The organism is Amycolatopsis sp. lyj-84 (genome assembly GCF_046549075.1).
Lineage (GTDB): Bacteria > Actinomycetota > Actinomycetes > Mycobacteriales > Pseudonocardiaceae > Amycolatopsis.
In genome coordinates, this window is the sequence record NZ_JAJPWO010000004.1 from 347,504 (window position 1) to 364,528 (window position 17,025).

Below are 17,025 nucleotides of genomic sequence, written 5' to 3' on the forward strand. Positions count from 1 at the left end.
ATCGATGTGAGAGTTTAGCGTCTGCGGCATGAAACTGAACAAGGGTTTCGCGACGCTCGGCGCCTTGTCCACAAGCGTCTTCGTCGTAGGTACCTCGGAGTACCTGATCGCCGGGCTGCTGCCCCAGGTCGGCGAGGATCTGGACGTCTCGGTGGGCACCGCCGGGCAGGCGGTGACCGCTTACGCGCTCGGAGTCGTGATCGGCGGTCCCCTCATGGCCCTGCTGACCTCACGTCTGCCGCGTAAGGGGCTCTCCATCGGACTGATGCTGCTGTTCGCCGCGGGGAGCGCGATCAGCGCTGTGGCGTCGTCGTTCGGTCTGCTCCTGGCAGGTCGTGTCGTGTCTTCGCTCAGTCACGCCGCTTTCCTGTCCTTGGCGCTGATAGCGGCGACCCGGGTGGTCCCGGCCGAGAAGACCGGAACGGCCATTGCCACCGTGGTCTCCGGATTCACCGCGGCCACGCTCCTCGGAGTGCCGTTGGGGGCGCTGCTCGGGCAGAGTGCCGGATGGCGGGCCCCCTTCGCCGTGCTGGCCGTTCTTTCCCTGGCGGGCACCATGCTTCTGGCCGCCGTACTACCCCGGCAGGAGGCGCCGTCCACCCGACTGCGTGATGAAATACGCGTGGTGGCACGTCGGCCGGTCGTACTCGCCATCGTCACCACCGCGGTGGGCTTTTCCGGAGTCGCCACGGTGTTCACCTACATCGCCCCGCTGCTGACCCGCGTCTCCGGCTTCTCCCCCGCGGCGGTTTCCGGGCTGCTACTGGCCTACGGTGCGGGCAGTTTCCTCGGCAACCTCACCGCCGGAAGACTGACGGACAAGTCGCTGAACGCCACCGTGCGCGGAGTTTTCGGAGGACTGACGGGAACGCTCTTGCTCATCCCGTTCGCCGTGGTCTGGCAGCCCACCGCCGTGGCGGCCGTCCTCGTACTCGGCCTGCTCGCCACCGCGACCGTCGCCCCGCTTCAGGGAATGATCCTGCGACACGCGGGCGCCGCGCCGAATCTGGCGGTCTCCCTCAACGTGGGCGCCTTCAACCTCGGCGCCGCGGCGGGCTCGATCATCGGCGGCGCGATCGCCGCCGCCGGTGCTCTGCGGTGGACCGGCCTGGCGGGTGCGGCACTGAGCCTGATCGGCTTGGCCCTGACCTATCTCGTGCTACCCCGGACACGGAGGCCGGCGGAAGAGGCCGGACGCGAAGCCTCGATCGCCGCTTGATCCCCTTCCCCGCAAAGGATGAGCGCAGTTGACCACGAGGTTCCTTGGGCAACTCTGAGCGCCCAGCGAGATCCCGGCTCACGAACCCGACGCAGACTCCTGACGCGACAGTTTGTCCAGGTCACGTTTGCGGAACCCGTGGTGGGCCCATTCACAGCACGACGACCCCGCAGATCGCGGCGAACAACCGGGTTCGCTTGTGTCCCTTGAGGATTTCCATGTTCCCGTCCTTGTCAGTCCAGGTCGATCGGGATCTCGGCGGGCTCCGGGCCCGGCGCCCAGCGGGCGGGTAGCTTCGCGTCGCGGTACTCACCGATGACGGCTGCCGCGCCGAGGCGCGCCACGTAGGTGCCGGTGCGGAAGTCCGCGGGCACGTCGAAGGTCAGATCGGGGCCGGGGTCTCCGAGGGAGCCGAGGGTGATCGGTGTTTCCCTGCTGCCCGGTGCGGCAGGCACCACGGTGCCGTCGGGGAGGCGCAGCTGGAACGAGGCTGGATCGTCGACCTTGAGCGTGAGCAGCGGGCCGGGCAGCACGTTGCCGGACAGGGTCGGTCGCGGAACCGTCAACCACGCGTGGCCCGGCGCGGCCCAGCCGTTGCCCGGGCTGTACGGCGTGAGCAACACCGCCGGATCACTCAGGATTCGGGACGGGGCATAGCTCTTGAGGCCCATGTCCAAGGTGCCGCGATAGCTGTGTCCCGCCACCGAAACGCCGATCGGTACGTCGTCGCGGCGCCACACAAGCTTCTGCGTCGTCTTGCGGTAATAGCCCGCGATCTCGTCACTCGCCCGGAGCCCGGTACGCACATCGACGGTCTGCGTCCGGCCCGCGTCGGTCACCCGGACGGAGACCGGCACGCCGACGGGAACGCCGGCCACGACGAGCAGCCCGTCCCGGGGAAGACCGAACCTGCCGGCACTCGGCCGCAGCGGAAGCTTCGCCAGCTTGATGGGAACTCCGGCGACCACGAGTTCGGCGACCGGCGCGGGATCGGCGTCACGCCGTGTCCAATGGCCGGAACGAACCGCCGGATCCACCTGGAACACCAACAGTTCCTGGCCGGGCGCCGCCCTCACGGGCTCGTTCACCGGCAGGTTCGGCGGGTGGCCGGTGATCGCCCGGCCGGTCGCCACCCAGGCGATCTTGAGCCCGAAGTGCGGCCCGGTGAGAAAACCGAACCCCGCCGGATGGGTCACCGAGGACATACCCGGCGGCGGAACCACCGGCGCCGGCACGTTCCGGGTGATCTCGCGGACCCTGCCCGGCGGCAGTTCCGGCAACGCGGCTATTTCCCGGCTTTCCCGCGCCGAGTCGGTCGGCGCGGCGGAATCAGTAGTGCACCCCGTCAAAAGGAGAGCGCCCGCACAAACCATGGCCGTCAGGAATCCAGAACAGCGTCGGATCCTCCGGGGTTTCCCGGGAACTTCCGGTTTTTCCTTAAGCGGCGGCGTGGTTTCGGCGATGGCGGATTCGTTCTGCGGCATGACCGATCCCCCTTTCCTTCGATCGCGACCCGTACATGCATGAGGTGGCGTCGAAAAGGGGATCGGTTAGTAACGAATAGATCACGCCTTGGAACAGGTGGCCTGAACCGCGAGAATCGCGTCAGTGATCAACAGATACGGCGGGATCAAGCCCCGTCAGGACGCTTCCCTCAGGTACTTCTTGATGGCGTTCCGCGCCTCGTGAATGCGGAACTTGATCGTGGTCAACGGAAGATCCAAGTGCGCGGCGATGTCGTTGTACTGCCAGTCGGCCAGGTCCCGCAGCACGAACGGCGCGGTCAACTCCGGCGACCGCCGCTCCAGCTTGTCCAGCGCCTCCAGCAGGTCGACGCGCGAACCGGCGATCACGCTCGTCGTCCGCGGGTCGGGCCGCGGCGGCAGTTCCTCCGCCGGGTACTCCGGCGACTTTCGCTTGAGCTTCGTGTAGGTCTGCCGCACGCTGTTGACCACGACGCTGTAACGCCAGGTGCTGAACTTGGACCGGCCCTCGAACGTCGCGATGTCCCGCGCGACCGCCCACAGCGCGTCCTGGCAGGCTTCTTCGGCGTCGGCCCAGAACTGGAGCATTTTGGCGCACTGGCTCAACACCGAAGGCCGGATCCTGCGAAGCAGCTCGCCGAGCGCGGATTCGTCACCGTCCGCCGCACGGCGGGCGAGCTCGTCGTCGGTCACGTCGTCCACTTGATTCTGCACCCGCCGTATCGAACTGGTCGCTGTCCGCCATCATAGGGTGGTGACTCCCCCAGCCTTCATCGGGCGCTACGCCATCAAGCGGTCGCTCGGCTCCGGCGGCTTCGCGACCGTGTGGCTCGGCTTCGACGAGCGCCTCGACGACCACGTCGCGATCAAGGTGCTCGCGGAGAACTGGGCGCAGCGGCTCGACGTGCGCGACAGGTTCGTGCACGAGGCGCGGGTACTGCGCCGCGCCCGGTCGCCTCACGTCGTACAGGTCTTCGATATCGACGAACTCCCCGACGGCAGGCCCTACTTCGTGATGACCTACGCCGACGGCGGGAGCCTGTCCGATCGGCTGGAGCACGGTCCCCTGCCCGCCGAAACCGCGCTGGGCTACGGCGCCGTGATCGCCGCGGGTGCCCAAGACCTGCACGACAGCGGAGTGATGCACCGCGACATCAAGCCGTCCAACGTGTTGTTCCGGTCCTCGTCGGAGGTGCTGATCGCCGACCTCGGTCTCGCCAGGGACCTCGACCGCGGCTCACGTCTCACCATGACCGCCGGCACTCCCGGCTACATGGCTCCGGAACAAGCCGACGGCGACGCGACGATCGATCATCGCGTGGACGTCTACGCGATCGGAGCGACGGTGTACCGGGCGCTCACCGGCCACACGCCGGTGCTGGGAGCGGTCACACCCGTCGGCCAGGTGCGCCCGGACCTGCCACCCGGCGCCGACGCGGTGCTGATGCGGGCCCTGGCCACGCATCCCGGCGATCGCTGGTCCACCGCCGGCGAGCTGGCCGAGGAACTTCGGCGCGTCGCGAACGGCCAGGCGGGCAACGAGGCGGTTGCCCCGCCGACCAGGTCGAGGACCCGCCACTGGTGGATCGCCGCCGTAGTCGCGGTGCTCGCGATCTCCGCGACGGTCGCCGGCGTGCTGATCGCCGCGAACCCGGGTGATCGCCCGGCCGGCGCGCTGGCACCGGCCGCGATCTCCGCGTCGTCGTCCAGTGCGGCGCCCGTGCCGTCGCCCGCCGGCTCCACCTCGGCGACGGCGACCCCTTCTTCACCGCCCGCCGCGACCACGTCCGGCCCCGCCGCGCCACCCGTGACCGCCTCTCAGCCTCCGCCATCGCCGTCGACCCCACCGGCGACCACGCCGAAGTTGCCGAGGCAGGAAGCCCCGGACTCCAAACCTCCGGCGACCTGCACGAATCCGCGCACGATGTGCTTTTACCCGCTGGAGAATTTCTACGGGACGCCTGAGGTGCACCCACTCGACTGGTCCGCGGACGGAACCCAATGCCGCAACACCGCGAAGCCGTTCAAGTCCGTCTACAACCACGGCGACCAGAGTCAGCGGATCTTCGCGGGAGCCAGCTGTTTCGGCCCGCTGAGCAGCCGCGGCGGAGTCGTCGAGGGTGGTTCCGGATGGCGGTACGTGGACGGAGCGGCGTTCCAGCACACCTGAGCGTTATCGATCCGTTACTAACGAATCGCCGCTCGCGCACCACCCAAGTGACATGCCAGAAAGTACGCGAAGCGAGCCGAGTCGCGCGGCTGAAGTCATCGCGCACACCCCGACCCGGCAGGCCGAGGTTCGCCGCATCCTCGACCTCGTGCGCAAGGCACGCGCCGCCACTGAAGACACTTGCCTCCCGCCGGCCTTCTCGCCATGGACGAGCATCGACGCGGCCAAGCTGCTGGAGGCGGGCGCGAGCGTCGAGCAGGCGGCCCGTTGGCTGCACTGGGGAGGCCGCCGACGCGGCGAACGCTCGAGTGTCCCTGATCGTGCGACAGGGGCGGGATCGGCCGTGCACCGCACGATCTTGGTGGTCGACGTGGAGGGCTTCGGCGACCCTCGGCGAACCCTTCCCCACCAGCTAAGCACTCGCGCGGGCCTGTACCGCGTGCTGGAACAGGCGCTGCGGGCCGCCGGGGTGCGCTGGACCGACTGCTACCACGAGGACCGCGGCGATGGCGTCCTCGTCCTCATCCCGCCCGAGTCGCCGAAAGCCCCGCTGGTCGAGGTGCTGCCCGGGGCACTGGCCCAGGCACTGCGGTGCCGGAACGCCGCCGTCCCTCTCGAGCAGCAAACCCGTTTACGGATCGCCGTGCACGCCGGGGAGATCGCTTTCGACGACCACGGCGCCACGTCCACCGCCCTGATCACCACCTTCCGCCTGCTCGACGCCGCAGCGCTGAAACACGCACTGGCCGGCTCACCTGGCACGGTGGCCCTGATCGTGTCCCGGTGGATCTTCGACGAGGTCGTTCGCCACTCGGCACTGCTCGACGCCGCGACCTTCCGATCCGTGCCGGTCGCGGTGAAGGAAACCCAAGAGACGGCCTGGATCGCCCTGCCCGACCACCCCTACCCCCACGACCCGGCGGCACTGGACCAGATCGCCGATCCCGGCGCGGCTCGAAGCAGCCCTACGGTGGCTCCCGCCAACTGCCCGCAGCTCCCGCCCTGTTCGTCGGCCACGACGAGTCAATGAGGAGAAGGGCAAGCGTGTCGGTCGCGGGGCGGGTGTTGTCCTGGGTGACGCCGGTCCTGGCCGGGGCTGAAGGTTCAGATCGCGTGGGTCGGGTTGGTCGTGAGTGGCGTTTCGGGTTCTATTGAGGGGTAGGGCAAAGGTGGCGTTGTGGCTGAACCCAAGGTGAGCAAGGGCGTGACTCGCGTGATCAGAGACGGATCTCGCGTGATCAGACGCCGAACTCCCTGATCGCCGCCCGATCACACGTGAACGCCCATCCCGCCCGAACACGACACGTTCGACCTTCCCCTCAATAACCCTCGTTGCCCTTCACGACCCGGTTCGCAAAGTACTTGAACCGGGACACCTGAATCTCGAAAGTGTCCCTTAAGGACGGTCAAGGAGCTTCAGTTCTCCCTGGCGAGCCTGCTCCGGTCGGCGACATCCCCGATGGTGCCGGTGATGTCGCCGACCGTTGAGATCACTGGTCAGCAGGTGCAGACGCCGCCGTTGTTGACTCCGGCGACGCCGGTGCCACCCGCGAGACCACTGGCGCCGGACGGCGTGGCGATGGTGTCCGCCCCGTCGTTGACGGTCCCTGAGTTCCCGAGACCGCCGGCACCCGCGGCACCGCCGATGCCACCAGGACCACCGGGGCCGCTGCAACCGGTGCCACCATTACCGCCGACGGCACCATTGCCGCCCTTGCCACCGGTCGCGGTGATGAGGTCCACACCGGTCCCGCCGGTGAGAGTTCCGGAGTTCCCGATCCCACCGGCACCACCCGCGCCACCGACGCCACCGGCGCCACCGGGCTGGACGGCCGCGGAACCGTTGCCACCCTTGCCTCCGACGCCACCGTTGCCGCCGAGCCCGCCATTGGCCTTCAGCGTGTCGACACCGGCACCACCGTTGACGGTCCCGGAGTTCCCGACACCACCCGCACCGCCGGCACCTCCGACGCCACCGGCACCGCCACCATGGCCGCAGCCGGCGACGCCACCGGCCGCGCCGGTACCACCGGCACCACCGTTGACGGTGACGCTGTCGAGCCCGGCATCGACGAGATCATCGTTATAGGCTCCCGAGTTCCCGACGCCACCGGCCGCACCCGCGCCACCGATACCCCCGGCACCCGCACCGCCGGCGACACCACCACCGTTGCCGCCAAGGCCACCGAGACCGCCGTTGCCGCCCTTGCCCGCGGTGAGGACGGTCGTGTCGTTACCGGCGCCGCCGGTGACGTTCCCGGCGTTACCGGCACCACCGATCCCGCCGACACCACCACTACCACCGGCGCCACCGGCACCGCTGGCGAAACCGACCCCGCCCTGGCCGCCGTTCCCGCCGTTACCTCCCGCACCACCGAGGACCGTGACGCTGTCCGTGCCGTCACCGGCGTTGATGACACCGGTCGCACCCACACCGGCACCGCCGACGCTCCCGGCACCGCCGTTGCCACCCGCGGTACCCGCGGGCGTACCCGCGTTACCGGCCGCTCCCGGAGGACCGTTGGCGCCCAGGGACCCGGCGACGCCGGTCACCATGATCGTGTCGTTGCCCGCCAGGCCGTTCACCGTCCCGTTCACCGCACCACCGGTGATGGTGATGACGTTGTTCCCCGAAGTGCCGTCCAGCACCTGACCGGCGGGAATTCCGGCGGTGCAAGTGAAATTGGCGCCGCTCTGGGTGCACCCCGGCGGGAGCGCCCACGCCTGCGAGGGAACCGCGAGTGCGAACCCCGCCGCGGTGCCCACACCGATCATGGCCCGGCCGACCCGGCCTGCCGTACTGATACGCGCTGTCGATTTCATGATCAACTTTCCATGGGTGAAAGGGATCCGGGACTGATGCCACGGACCTGCGAGGGGTGTGATGACCGAAAGTCCGGGGCCATCGCCCGGCGCGGAGAGCACCGGATCAACCAACACCCTCGACACGGCCGACCCTTCGCCCCTTCACCAGGGTTTGCAAGCGCAACCGTGGCGGGTCACCCATACGTGATCAGGCTCCACGGATGCCACAGATAGCGGCCACCGTCAGCTGACGAACATATCCGCCGCGAGGCGCCCGATCACCTGCCGCATACGACACTTTCGCCGGGCGTCAGGCTCGAAATCGAAGACCGAACCGAGGGGACTCGTTGACCCTTTCGCCAACCCGGCGCGTTCATGCCTTCGGCCCGGCGAGTTCCTTGCCGAGCACGGCACCCCAGTCCCGCGCCCGCGCCGGCTCGCCGTCGCGCAGCACCGGCTCCTGCTTGTCCGTTCTGACCAGGAAACTCTCCGGCGGGGCGAGCGGAACGAAACCGAGCCACCGGACACCGTCCACCGCCTGCCTGCCGGCCTCGGTCCGGCTGGAGGGCCAGGACATCCCGTGTACGTGCGTCGGACCGCCGACCACGAGCAAGCCCGCCTCCGCAACGCTTCCGACGTCGTCGACGTTCACGACATCCACCTCGGCGTAGGGCGACAGTCCTTCGGCCACCGCCTTCGCCACTTGCTCGGTGTTCCCGAACATCGACTCGTACACCACCATCGCGCGCATCATGATTCCCCTTGTCCTGTCAGGGAAAGCTTGCGAGAAGCGCGGCCGCCGGTCCCCGGCATGACGCCATGGTTCGATCCGGTCCTGTTTTCCGTCAGAAGCCGCAGCCGAGCACTTCGTCGACGGCGCGGCGCGGACTGGCGGGCACCGCGCCGGACGGGTAGCCGAACCGCATGAGCGCCTGCGGGAAACCGGCCAGTTCGAGGTCCTCGCACAACGCCGAGCGCACCTCGGGCAAGTGCAGGGGCTGGGTCAGGATGGAGCCGACGAGACCCCCGTCGACGGCGTCGAGCCAGGTGCTCTGCAAGGCGTGACCGGCCTTCAGGTGGTCGTGGCGCGTGTCGTCGAGGGTCAGGAACACGAACAGCGTCTCGTCCGCCAGGCGCCGCTTGAGCACCTCCCTGTCCGGCAGGGCCGTCCTGGCCCGGACCAGACCCGCCCAGGGCAGGGAACCGGGCGGGAGAGCCGTCGCGGCGATGCCTGCGCCATGGCGCAGGGACATCTCGTCGTGGACGGTCCACAGCGCGAGCTCGCGCTGATACCCGTGATCGTGCTGGAAGGCCTCCGCCGCGAACTCGAGCAGGTCCGCGACCCGGGTCAGTTCCAGTTCGTCGCGGATCGGCCTCGCCTGGACACCGGCCGCGGCCGCGGTGGCTGTCAGGTCCCCGATCCGTGCCGGCGAGACCGGCCGGCCGGAAAACTGCTTTCGGTAGCTGCGCCGCCGCTCGATGGCGGCATACCGGTGCAGGTCTTCCGCCGACGGCAGTGACCGCTCCCCCGGTTCGACCGTCGCCACCAGCTCCGGCCGCTCCGGATCGGGGAACGTCACCGTCCGGGCTTCGTAGCCGAGCACGCGGATCGCGAGCTCCAGGTTCGCCAGCGCGGCACCGCAGGACATCAGGCGGTCCCGTCCCAGCGGATCGTGTTCGGGCAAGGGCAGGTCCCGGCGCTCACCGAGCAGCAGCCGGTCGTGCTCGAACTCCAGGAGCCACGGCTGGATGTTGTGCACTGACGGCGCCCTCAGCAGGGTCCGGGCCAGTACCTCGGTCTCCGAGGCCGACCAGGGTCCGCGGTGCCTTCGTTCTGCCATGTTCCGTCCTCCGCACTGTGTGTCGGGTTCGACCGTGCTCCCCCATGGGGGTTCGCGCGCAGGTACGGAGGGCTCCGATATCCGGGACCTAAGCCCCGCCTTTTCCCCGCTCGCCCGAGTAGGTTCATGCGGTAAGGCCACGATCTCGCGGCAGGAGGACGATCCGATGACGACCAAGGTGTTCCTGGTCGACGACCACGAAATCGTCCGGCGGGGGCTCGCCGACCTGCTCGGCAACGAAGCGGACATCGAGATCTCCGGCGAAGCGGCCTCGGTGTCGGAAGCGCTCACGCGGATTCCCGCCAGTGACACCGACATCGCCGTGCTGGACGTCCGGCTCCCCGACGGCACCGGCATCGAACTGTGCCGGGAGCTGCTGTCCACCCGGCCGGATCTGCGCTGCCTGATGCTCACGTCCTACGCCGACGACGAGGCGCTGTTCACCGCGATCATGGCCGGAGCGGCCGGCTTCGTCCTGAAACAGGTGCTGGGCATCGACCTCGTGTCGGCGATCAGGACGATCGCCGACGGCGGTTCGCTGCTCGACAGCCGCACCACCGCCGCGCTGATGAGGCGCATCCGCAGGGAGAACGACCGCAACGACCCGACAGCGTCACTATCGGAACAGGAACACGCCGTCTTCGACCTCATCGGGGAAGGGCTCACCAACCGGGAGATCGGGGAACGCCTTTTCCTCGCGGAGAAGACCATCAAGAACTACGTCTCCCGGATCCTCGGCAAACTCGGGATCCAGCGCCGCACGCAGGCAGCCGTGCTGGCGACCGAACTGAAGCGGGAAGACCGGACACCACTGTTCGGCGAGCACTGAGTCCTTTCAGGACAAGGGAACCTGCCACACGACGCGGGTCCCGCCCCCCTCGCGTCCGGTGAACTCGGCCAGGCCTCCGCAGCGTTCCGCTCGCTGCGCGAGGTTCTTCAGGCCGCTGCGTCTGCCGTCCTCCGGGATGCCGATCCCGTTGTCGGTCACTTCGACGACCAGGTCGCGATCGGCCTCGACGGTCACGGCGATGTCGTTCGCGCCGGAGTGGCGGATCGCGTTGCTCAGCGCTTCGCGCACGGCCGCTTCGGCGTGCTCGTGCAGTTCCACGGGGACGATGGTGTCCACGGCGCCGCTGATCCGCACCGACGGCGTCGCCCCCGGATCGGTCGACAGCTCCGTGATCACGTCGAGCAACCGGCGGCGCAGGCTGACGGACGTGTCGGACCCCGACGAGTGCAGATCGAAGATCGAAGTCCTGATCTCGCGCACGGTCCGGTCGAGCTGTTCGACACCGTGCGCGAGGCGGTTGCGGGCGAGATCGTCCGTGACCCTCGGCACGATGCTCTGCAGGCTCATTCCGGTGGCGAAGAGCCGCTGGATGACGTGATCGTGCAGGTCCTGCGCGATCCGATCACGGTCGGCGAGTACATCCAAGAGCCGCTGGTTGCGCTGCTTCTCGGCGAATTCGAGGGCGACGGCCGCCTGGTCGGCGAACGAGGCCAGCATGGGGATCTGATCGGCCTTGAACTGCTGAGCCCCTTTCTCCCGGCCGACGACCAGAACCCCTCCGACCCCGACCGCGCCGGTCAGGGGAACCATCACGCCGGGCCCGCTGAGCATGGTCTCCACAGCCGCGGGGAAGACGCCGTCGAGATCGGTGACGAGACTCGCCTGCCCGCCGTCGAAGACATCCTCGATCGCCGGATGCTTGCTCGAAATCGAGGTCCCGGGCAGCGCACCCGCCCGCTCACTCGCCATCGCGGCCACGGTCAGGGAGCGCGCCTCCTCGCCGGCGGTCTCGGCCAGCAGGATCATCACCCCGCCCGCGTCGACCAGTTCCCGGACGCTCCTGACGATCAAGCCCAGCGTGTCGGTCACCGAAGCGCCGGCGAGGAGCTCGCCGTTCACCTTGGCCACCGCTCCCAGCCACCGCTCCCGGGTACGGGACTGCTCGAACAGCCGGGCGTTGTCGATGGCCACCCCCGCCGCCGCGGCCAGCGCCCGCAGGACCACCTCGTCGTCCGCGGTGAACTCCGCCGCTCCCCGTTTCTCCGTCAGGTACAGGTTGCCGAACACCACGTCCCGCACACGGACCGGGACACCGACGAAGCTGTGCATGGGCGGGTGGTTGGCGGGAAAACCCACCGACGCCGGGTGGCACGACAGATCCGGGACCCGGACCGGATGCGGCTCCCGGATGAGCAGGCCGAGGAGACCTCTGCCCTCGGGAAGATGCCCCATGGTCTCGCGGGTTTCCGGATCGATTCCCGCGTAGACGAACTGCGAGAGTCCGTCCTCGTCACCGAGGACACCCAAAGCACCGTAGTTGGCGTCGACCAGCTCGACGGCGGCCTGCACGATGCGTTGCAGGGTCGAATCGAGTTCGATGCCGGTCGCCACGGCCAGTACGGCGTCGAGCAGTCCTTGCAACCGGTCCCGCGTCTTGAGGATCTCCGCAAGCCGGTCCTGGACCTCGTGCAGCAATTCGTCGAGCCGCAGCTCGGTCAGCACCACCGCGCCGGGCGGTGGCTCGTTTCCGGCCACTGGCCGCTCGGCCGACATCGCGTCTCCTCTCGGCAGGAGGTGGCGGCTGGGCTACCCGGCCGGGTAGCCCAGGCGCATGATCACTCCCGGGAACCCCGGCAACGCCAGCTCGGAGATGAGCCTGTCCCGCACTGACGGTACGCGCAGGGGCCTGGTCAGCGCCGAGGCCGCTATCCCGCTTTCGATCCCGGTGAGCCAGGCGAGCTCCATCGCACGCCCGATCGAGACCTGCGCGGTTCGCCGATCGGAGTCGGCGCCGATGATCAGCAAGGTCTCCCTCGTGACGCCCGGCCACACCGGGGGCGGGTCTTGGCCGGGTGGTGCCGGCCGGTCGGCGAACCCGCCGGCGGTCCAGGCCGATGTCCAGTCGGCCCGCCGGGCCGTTCCCTGGACTGATCCCGCCGCTTCGAGCGCCACGGCCAGCGGCCGCAGCTCCCCCGGGGCCACCACCCGGCACAGCACGTCGCCGGGGACCCGGCCGACGATCCGATCCAGCAGCGCCGGAGCCACCGGCGTCCTGGAGAACGCGGTGCCGTGGCCTCGCCGGCGGGAGATCGCGGAGTAACCGTGCAGGTCCGCCCCCGAGGGCGGGAACCGCCTGCCTGCCATCACGACTGCCACCAACGGCGCTCGATCCTCGACGGCCAGGCTGACCCGCGCGTTCCAGCCGAGGACGCGCATGGCCACGGCCAGGTTCGCCAAGGCCGCGCCGCACGAGATCAGCCGATCGCGCCCGTCGTAGCCGGAATCGGAGCCGTGGACGTCCTCCCACTCGCTCAGCTCGGCACGCCGGCCCGGCAGCGCCAGGGACCATGGCTGGGAGTTGCGTACCGACGGGGCGCTCACCGCGGCTCGGGCGAGCACCTCCACTTCGGTGGCCGTCCACTCTCCGCTCGGCGGGTCGTCCGGCTGCTTCATCCCCTCGCCTCCCTCCTTGCCCGCGTTCCGGCTCGGCCAGAGGGCGTCATTCCTTCGGTTCGACGGCTTTCTCCGTCGGGTTCACGACCGTTATGACGCCTTCGCCCTGACGACCGCTCCGGGCGGGCGGCGCGGCGTCGGGACGCCGGGAAAGCCATACCCCAGACGGAAAAGCGTTTGCGGATAGTCGGTTCCGCCGAGCAATGCGCGCAGTTCGGCACGCGCGGAAGGGATTTCCATGGGCTGCGAGTAGAACGAGGCGCTCAGCCCCTCCATGGTCGCGGTGAGCAGTACGCGTTGCATGGCCCGGCCCGCGCGGAGCTGGGCCACCGGACCTTCATCGGGCGTCGTCAGCACCGCGACGACCGGATCCCGCTCGTAAGACCGGGGCGCGTCGCTGTCGTGGAAGTGCCGTACCGGCAAGAGCCCGCCCGCCGAGCGCGGTCCGCCCGCGAAGGCGGGCACTCCGTCGTCGCGGTCGTGCGCGCTGGTCCACGACCTCATCTCCGCCTGGAAAGCGTCGTCCTGTGTCTGCAGGTGGTCGGCGCGCCGCAGATCCCCGGCGCTCGGGCGGTGCCGGTCGCCGATTTCGACCCGGGCCAGCAACGACGGCCTGGTCCGGTCGGGCATCAGGTCGGTGTCCGGGAACCATCCGGCGGCGGCGATCGCGAGTTCGATGTTCAGCAGGGCGGCGCCGCAGGCGAGCCGGGCCTCCCGTCCATCGGGGTCGCACACTTCGAGCACCCGGTCTTCGTCGAGATACAGCTCCACCACACCGGGCTCCAGCTCGAAGAACCACGGTTGGGTGTTGTGCGGCGACGGTGCTCTCACCGCCGCCTCCAGCGCGGTGGCGAGTACCGGGGAATCGGTGAGGATCATCGTTGCGCTCCAAGCCGGTCGGTGGACCCTTCCAGCGTGTTCCGGCTCCGCCCCGCACGGGAGTGCCGTGGGCCCCGGCGACCCGGGACCTTCGGCACCCCTTCGGAACGGAAGCCCTGGAAGAGGGGTCGTCCGTCCCGGGTGACCGGGACCTCCAGTGGTACCGGACCGCGCCGTGGCAGGCCGACACTGTGGACATGCCTGAACGTGAAGTCATGAACACTCCCGTCGCCGCGCTGCCCCAGGTCGTCCTGCTGAACAAGGACGACCTGATCCGCGCGCGAGCCATCGAAACGGCACACGGGACAACGCCATGAACCGGCGCCCGGGGATGGAACGCCGGATCATCGTCGGAACCGACGGCTCGGACCACGGCAGCGAAGCGATCCGCTGGGCGATCACCGAAACCCGCGCCCGGGGTGCCCGCCTCGAAATACTCCTCGTGCGGCCGAGGGGAAATCTTCTCGCTCCCCCGCCACCCGGCAGGCACCCGAGCCGGAACGGCCGTCCGATGACGGGCGAGGTGGCGAAGATCTGCGAACAACTCGCCGCGGACATCGTCATCGAGGCGTCGGTTCGCACCGGCGATCCGGCCTCGGAACTGCTGGCCGCCGCGCACGGCGCCGACCTGCTGGTACTCGGCGCCCACTCGGAGGGACCCTTCGGGCGGCCCGTCTTCGGACGTGTGTCCGCCGCTTGCGTCCGCCACGCGACCTGCCCGATCGTGCTCGTCACAATGAAGGCGGCACACCGGTTCAGCCCGTCGGCTCCCTGAAGACGCGCGGACCTCAGAGGTGAGCCGCGGCAAGGACTTCCCCTTCGCCGAGGCATCGGGCGGGGTCGAGCGCGACGGCCGGCGTGAGCACCGTCGGCCGTACGCCGAGAGCGGTCACCGCGCGTTCCTCGGCCGGACGACCATCACCGGGCATTCGGCGTGATGGGCGAGCGCCTGGCTGGTCGAGCCGAGCAGCAGTCCGGTGAACCCGCCACGGCCGCGGCTGCCCACGACCACCAGCTGCGCTTTGCCGCTCCACTCCAGCAAGGTCTGACGAGGCCGATCGCGAACGACGACGCGTTCCACGGTGACGTCCGGGTACTTCTCCTGCCAGCCCGCCAGTTGTTCCGCGAGCAGGCGGCGTTCGTCGTCCTCAAGAGATTCCCACTGCGTGGTCAGCCGCGCCGTCCCGAAGGCGTCGTCGTAGGTGACGTCCGTCCAGGCATGCACCGCCACCAAGTGCGCGCGACGTCGTGACGCCTCTTCGAACGCGGTCTCCAGGGCCTGTTCGCTCAGCGGGCTACCGTCGACCCCGACGACCACCGGACCGCTGCCGGGGTAGTTCGTCGTGCCCTTCCTGCCCCGGAGCACCACCACCGGGCACTGTGCGTGGGCAAGCACGGCCGACGCCGTCGAACCGATGGCCATCTCGGCGAAGAAGCCCTTGCCCGCGCCACCGAGGACCACCATGGTCGCCGTCATCGACGTGTCGATCAAGAACGGGACGGGTGACCCTTGAGGCATCGCGGTACTCACCGGGACATCGGGTGCGAATGACGTGGCCTCGGCGGAGGCCTCGTCGAGCACCCGCTGTCCAGCCTCCGCGAGCACGTCGAACCACGGGGCCGCTCCGGTGAGTCCACCGCCGTAGCTGATCCGCTCCGTATGGAGGGCGTGCACGATCAGCAGCCCCAAACCGCGTTCGGCGGCAGAACCCGCCGCCCATCGGACGGCGGCCCGCCCGGGCCCGGAGCCGTCCACCCCTACGACGATCTTGTGGTCCGCAGTGCTCATCGGTCAGCCTCCTGGTAGGTCACTTTCGCTTCCACGACACCCGGAACCGCCTCGGCGATGACCTTCGCCACGTGGCGGTCGGTGTCGTTCCCGTACTGGTCGCCGATCCGGCACACGCCGCCGTCGACCTCGACGCTCCACCGGCCGGGACCCCCGTAGACAGAGAGGTGGTGCCGCACGTCGGCGGCGATCGCGGTGTCCTCGCGGGCGAACGCGCGCACGAAGTCACCGCGGGTGATGTCCCGCTGAGCGAATGTCCCGGGGGAACCGGTCCCGCATCAGGTCCGCATCGGTCACGCTTCACAGTTCCGGCGCCGCGAGCCGGATGACAGCGACAGGACATGCCGAATGGGCGACCAGCGCCTGGCTGGTCGACCCGAGAAGCATGCCCTCGAATCCCCCGCGCCCCCGGCTGCCGACGACAAGAAGCCTCGCCCTCGCCCCGAATTCGAGCAAAGTACGAACCGGCCGTCCCTTGCGGATGACGATCTCGACCGGAACGTCCGGGTACTTGTCCCGCCACGGAGCCACCTGCTCCTCGGCCGCTTTCCTTTCGGCGGCCTCGATCTCGGCCGGATCGACGGCAAGGAAATGCGGCCGGATCGCGCCGTGGTCGACCAGCTCCGACCAGGTCCGGACGACGGTCACGTCAGCGTCCCGCACCCTCGCCTCGTCGAACGCGAACCCGACGGCCGCCTCGCCGGCAGGCGAACCGTCCGTTCCCACGACGACCGGCCCCGCTTCCTGCGCGGCGACGTCCAGTTGCCGGCCTCGGGCCACGACGATCGGGCAGTGGCCGTGATGGGCGAGCGCGACCGCGATCGAGCCCACGAGCATCTCGGTGAAACCGCCGAGCCCTCGCGACCCCAGTACGACCATCGTCGCCTTCACCGACTCCTGGGTCAGAGCCGCTACCGGGTTCCATTCGCGGACCGCGGTCTCGACGACGAGATCCGGATGCCGGACGAGCGCCGCTTCCCTGACCTCGGAAATCCAGGCGAGACCACGGCTCTCGAAACCCTCACGGACCCCTTCGAACGAGGTGATGACACCCGGCATCGTCACGACCGGGATCGTGAACACGTGGACGAGCCGCAAGGGCAGCCCACGCTTCGAGGCCTCGTCCGCCGCCCACATCGCAGCGGTCTTCGCGGACCGTGATCCGTCGATCCCGGCGACGATGGATCTCTCCGTGGCGACCGGCATTTCCGCTCCTCTGCTTCGTCGTCCCGTTTCCGCACGCCGGCGACCTCTGGCCGCCGTGCTACCCGAGTCTTGTTCCAGTCTCGGCCGAGACCGGTGGCGGAACGCAGAGGATGAAGTCCCGCAGGCCCTGCCCGAGGGCCCCTCCCACCCGGCCGGTGGGCCCGCTCCG

General features: G+C 69.4%; 16 protein-coding genes. 5 read left to right on the forward strand and 11 right to left on the reverse strand.

All coding sequences use genetic code 11. From position 1 onward, the window contains the following. Positions 1-28: 28 nt before the first annotated feature. Complete coding sequence (locus ACLJRM_RS15840; protein ID WP_410663382.1) at positions 29-1,219, forward strand: MFS transporter; 1,191 nt, start codon at positions 29-31, stop codon at positions 1,217-1,219. A 233-nt stretch (positions 1,220-1,452) separates the two neighbouring features. On the opposite strand, the gene ACLJRM_RS15845 is transcribed toward ACLJRM_RS15840, so the two are convergent. Further along, positions 1,453-2,499, reverse strand: coding sequence for a hypothetical protein (locus tag ACLJRM_RS15845; protein ID WP_410663383.1), 1,047 nt, complete (start codon positions 2,497-2,499; stop codon positions 1,453-1,455). A 360-nt stretch (positions 2,500-2,859) separates the two neighbouring features. Further along, the gene (locus ACLJRM_RS15850) at positions 2,860-3,417 is read right to left on the reverse strand and encodes an RNA polymerase sigma factor (protein ID WP_410663384.1); all 558 of its coding nucleotides are present in this window, start codon (positions 3,415-3,417) and stop codon (positions 2,860-2,862) included. Between the two features lie 40 nt (positions 3,418-3,457). Here ACLJRM_RS15850 and ACLJRM_RS15855 point away from each other — a divergent pair, with 40 nt between their 5' ends. After that, positions 3,458-4,873 (forward strand): serine/threonine-protein kinase, encoded by a 1,416-nt coding sequence (locus ACLJRM_RS15855; RefSeq protein WP_410663385.1) that lies wholly within the window; start codon positions 3,458-3,460, stop codon positions 4,871-4,873. Positions 4,874-4,925: 52 nt separating this feature from the next. Then, on the forward strand, positions 4,926-5,903 hold the full coding sequence (locus tag ACLJRM_RS15860; RefSeq protein ID WP_410663386.1) for a hypothetical protein: 978 nt from the start codon (positions 4,926-4,928) through the stop codon (positions 5,901-5,903). Between the two features lie 467 nt (positions 5,904-6,370). On the opposite strand, the gene ACLJRM_RS15865 is transcribed toward ACLJRM_RS15860, so the two are convergent. From ACLJRM_RS15865 to ACLJRM_RS15875, 3 genes are all read right to left on the reverse strand, one after another. Further along, the gene (locus ACLJRM_RS15865) at positions 6,371-7,696 is read right to left on the reverse strand and encodes a hypothetical protein (protein WP_410663387.1); all 1,326 of its coding nucleotides are present in this window, start codon (positions 7,694-7,696) and stop codon (positions 6,371-6,373) included. A 355-nt stretch (positions 7,697-8,051) separates the two neighbouring features. Continuing rightward, positions 8,052-8,420 carry a flavodoxin domain-containing protein gene (locus ACLJRM_RS15870; protein WP_410663388.1) on the reverse strand — a complete coding sequence of 123 codons (369 nt, stop codon included), beginning with the start codon at positions 8,418-8,420 and terminating at the stop codon, positions 8,052-8,054. A gap of 103 nt (positions 8,421-8,523) precedes the next feature. Continuing rightward, positions 8,524-9,519: an Acg family FMN-binding oxidoreductase gene (locus tag ACLJRM_RS15875; RefSeq protein ID WP_410663389.1), complete on the reverse strand. Its 996-nt coding sequence runs from the start codon at positions 9,517-9,519 to the stop codon at positions 8,524-8,526. A gap of 166 nt (positions 9,520-9,685) precedes the next feature. Between ACLJRM_RS15875 and ACLJRM_RS15880 the strand changes: the two genes are divergently transcribed. After that, positions 9,686-10,348: a response regulator transcription factor gene (locus ACLJRM_RS15880; RefSeq protein ID WP_101609159.1), complete on the forward strand. Its 663-nt coding sequence runs from the start codon at positions 9,686-9,688 to the stop codon at positions 10,346-10,348. Between the two features lie 6 nt (positions 10,349-10,354). Here ACLJRM_RS15880 and ACLJRM_RS15885 read toward each other — a convergent pair whose 3' ends face one another. From ACLJRM_RS15885 to ACLJRM_RS15895, 3 genes are all read right to left on the reverse strand, one after another. Continuing rightward, a complete protein-coding gene (locus ACLJRM_RS15885; RefSeq protein ID WP_410663390.1) occupies positions 10,355-12,082 on the reverse strand; it encodes a GAF domain-containing protein in 1,728 nt (575 codons plus the stop codon). A gap of 33 nt (positions 12,083-12,115) precedes the next feature. Then, positions 12,116-12,982 (reverse strand): nitroreductase, encoded by an 867-nt coding sequence (locus ACLJRM_RS15890; RefSeq protein WP_410663391.1) that lies wholly within the window; start codon positions 12,980-12,982, stop codon positions 12,116-12,118. Positions 12,983-13,072: 90 nt separating this feature from the next. Next, the gene (locus tag ACLJRM_RS15895; RefSeq protein ID WP_101609162.1) at positions 13,073-13,861 is read right to left on the reverse strand and encodes a nitroreductase family protein; all 789 of its coding nucleotides are present in this window, start codon (positions 13,859-13,861) and stop codon (positions 13,073-13,075) included. 313 nt (positions 13,862-14,174) lie between these two features. On the opposite strand from ACLJRM_RS15895, the gene ACLJRM_RS15900 reads away from it, so the two are divergent. Then, the gene (locus tag ACLJRM_RS15900) at positions 14,175-14,636 is read left to right on the forward strand and encodes a universal stress protein (RefSeq protein WP_101609164.1); all 462 of its coding nucleotides are present in this window, start codon (positions 14,175-14,177) and stop codon (positions 14,634-14,636) included. A 114-nt stretch (positions 14,637-14,750) separates the two neighbouring features. On the opposite strand, the gene ACLJRM_RS15905 is transcribed toward ACLJRM_RS15900, so the two are convergent. The 3 genes from ACLJRM_RS15905 to ACLJRM_RS15915 all read right to left on the reverse strand — a co-directional run bounded on the left by ACLJRM_RS15905 (position 14,751) and on the right by ACLJRM_RS15915 (position 16,856). Further along, positions 14,751-15,650: a universal stress protein gene (locus tag ACLJRM_RS15905; RefSeq protein ID WP_101609165.1), complete on the reverse strand. Its 900-nt coding sequence runs from the start codon at positions 15,648-15,650 to the stop codon at positions 14,751-14,753. Next, a complete protein-coding gene (locus tag ACLJRM_RS15910) occupies positions 15,647-15,871 on the reverse strand; it encodes a hypothetical protein (protein WP_233223504.1) in 225 nt (74 codons plus the stop codon). Before ACLJRM_RS15910 ends, ACLJRM_RS15905 begins: the two co-directional genes overlap by 4 nt. A gap of 79 nt (positions 15,872-15,950) precedes the next feature. Then, positions 15,951-16,856 carry a universal stress protein gene (locus ACLJRM_RS15915; protein ID WP_410663392.1) on the reverse strand — a complete coding sequence of 302 codons (906 nt, stop codon included), beginning with the start codon at positions 16,854-16,856 and terminating at the stop codon, positions 15,951-15,953. Positions 16,857-17,025: the final 169 nt, after the last annotated feature.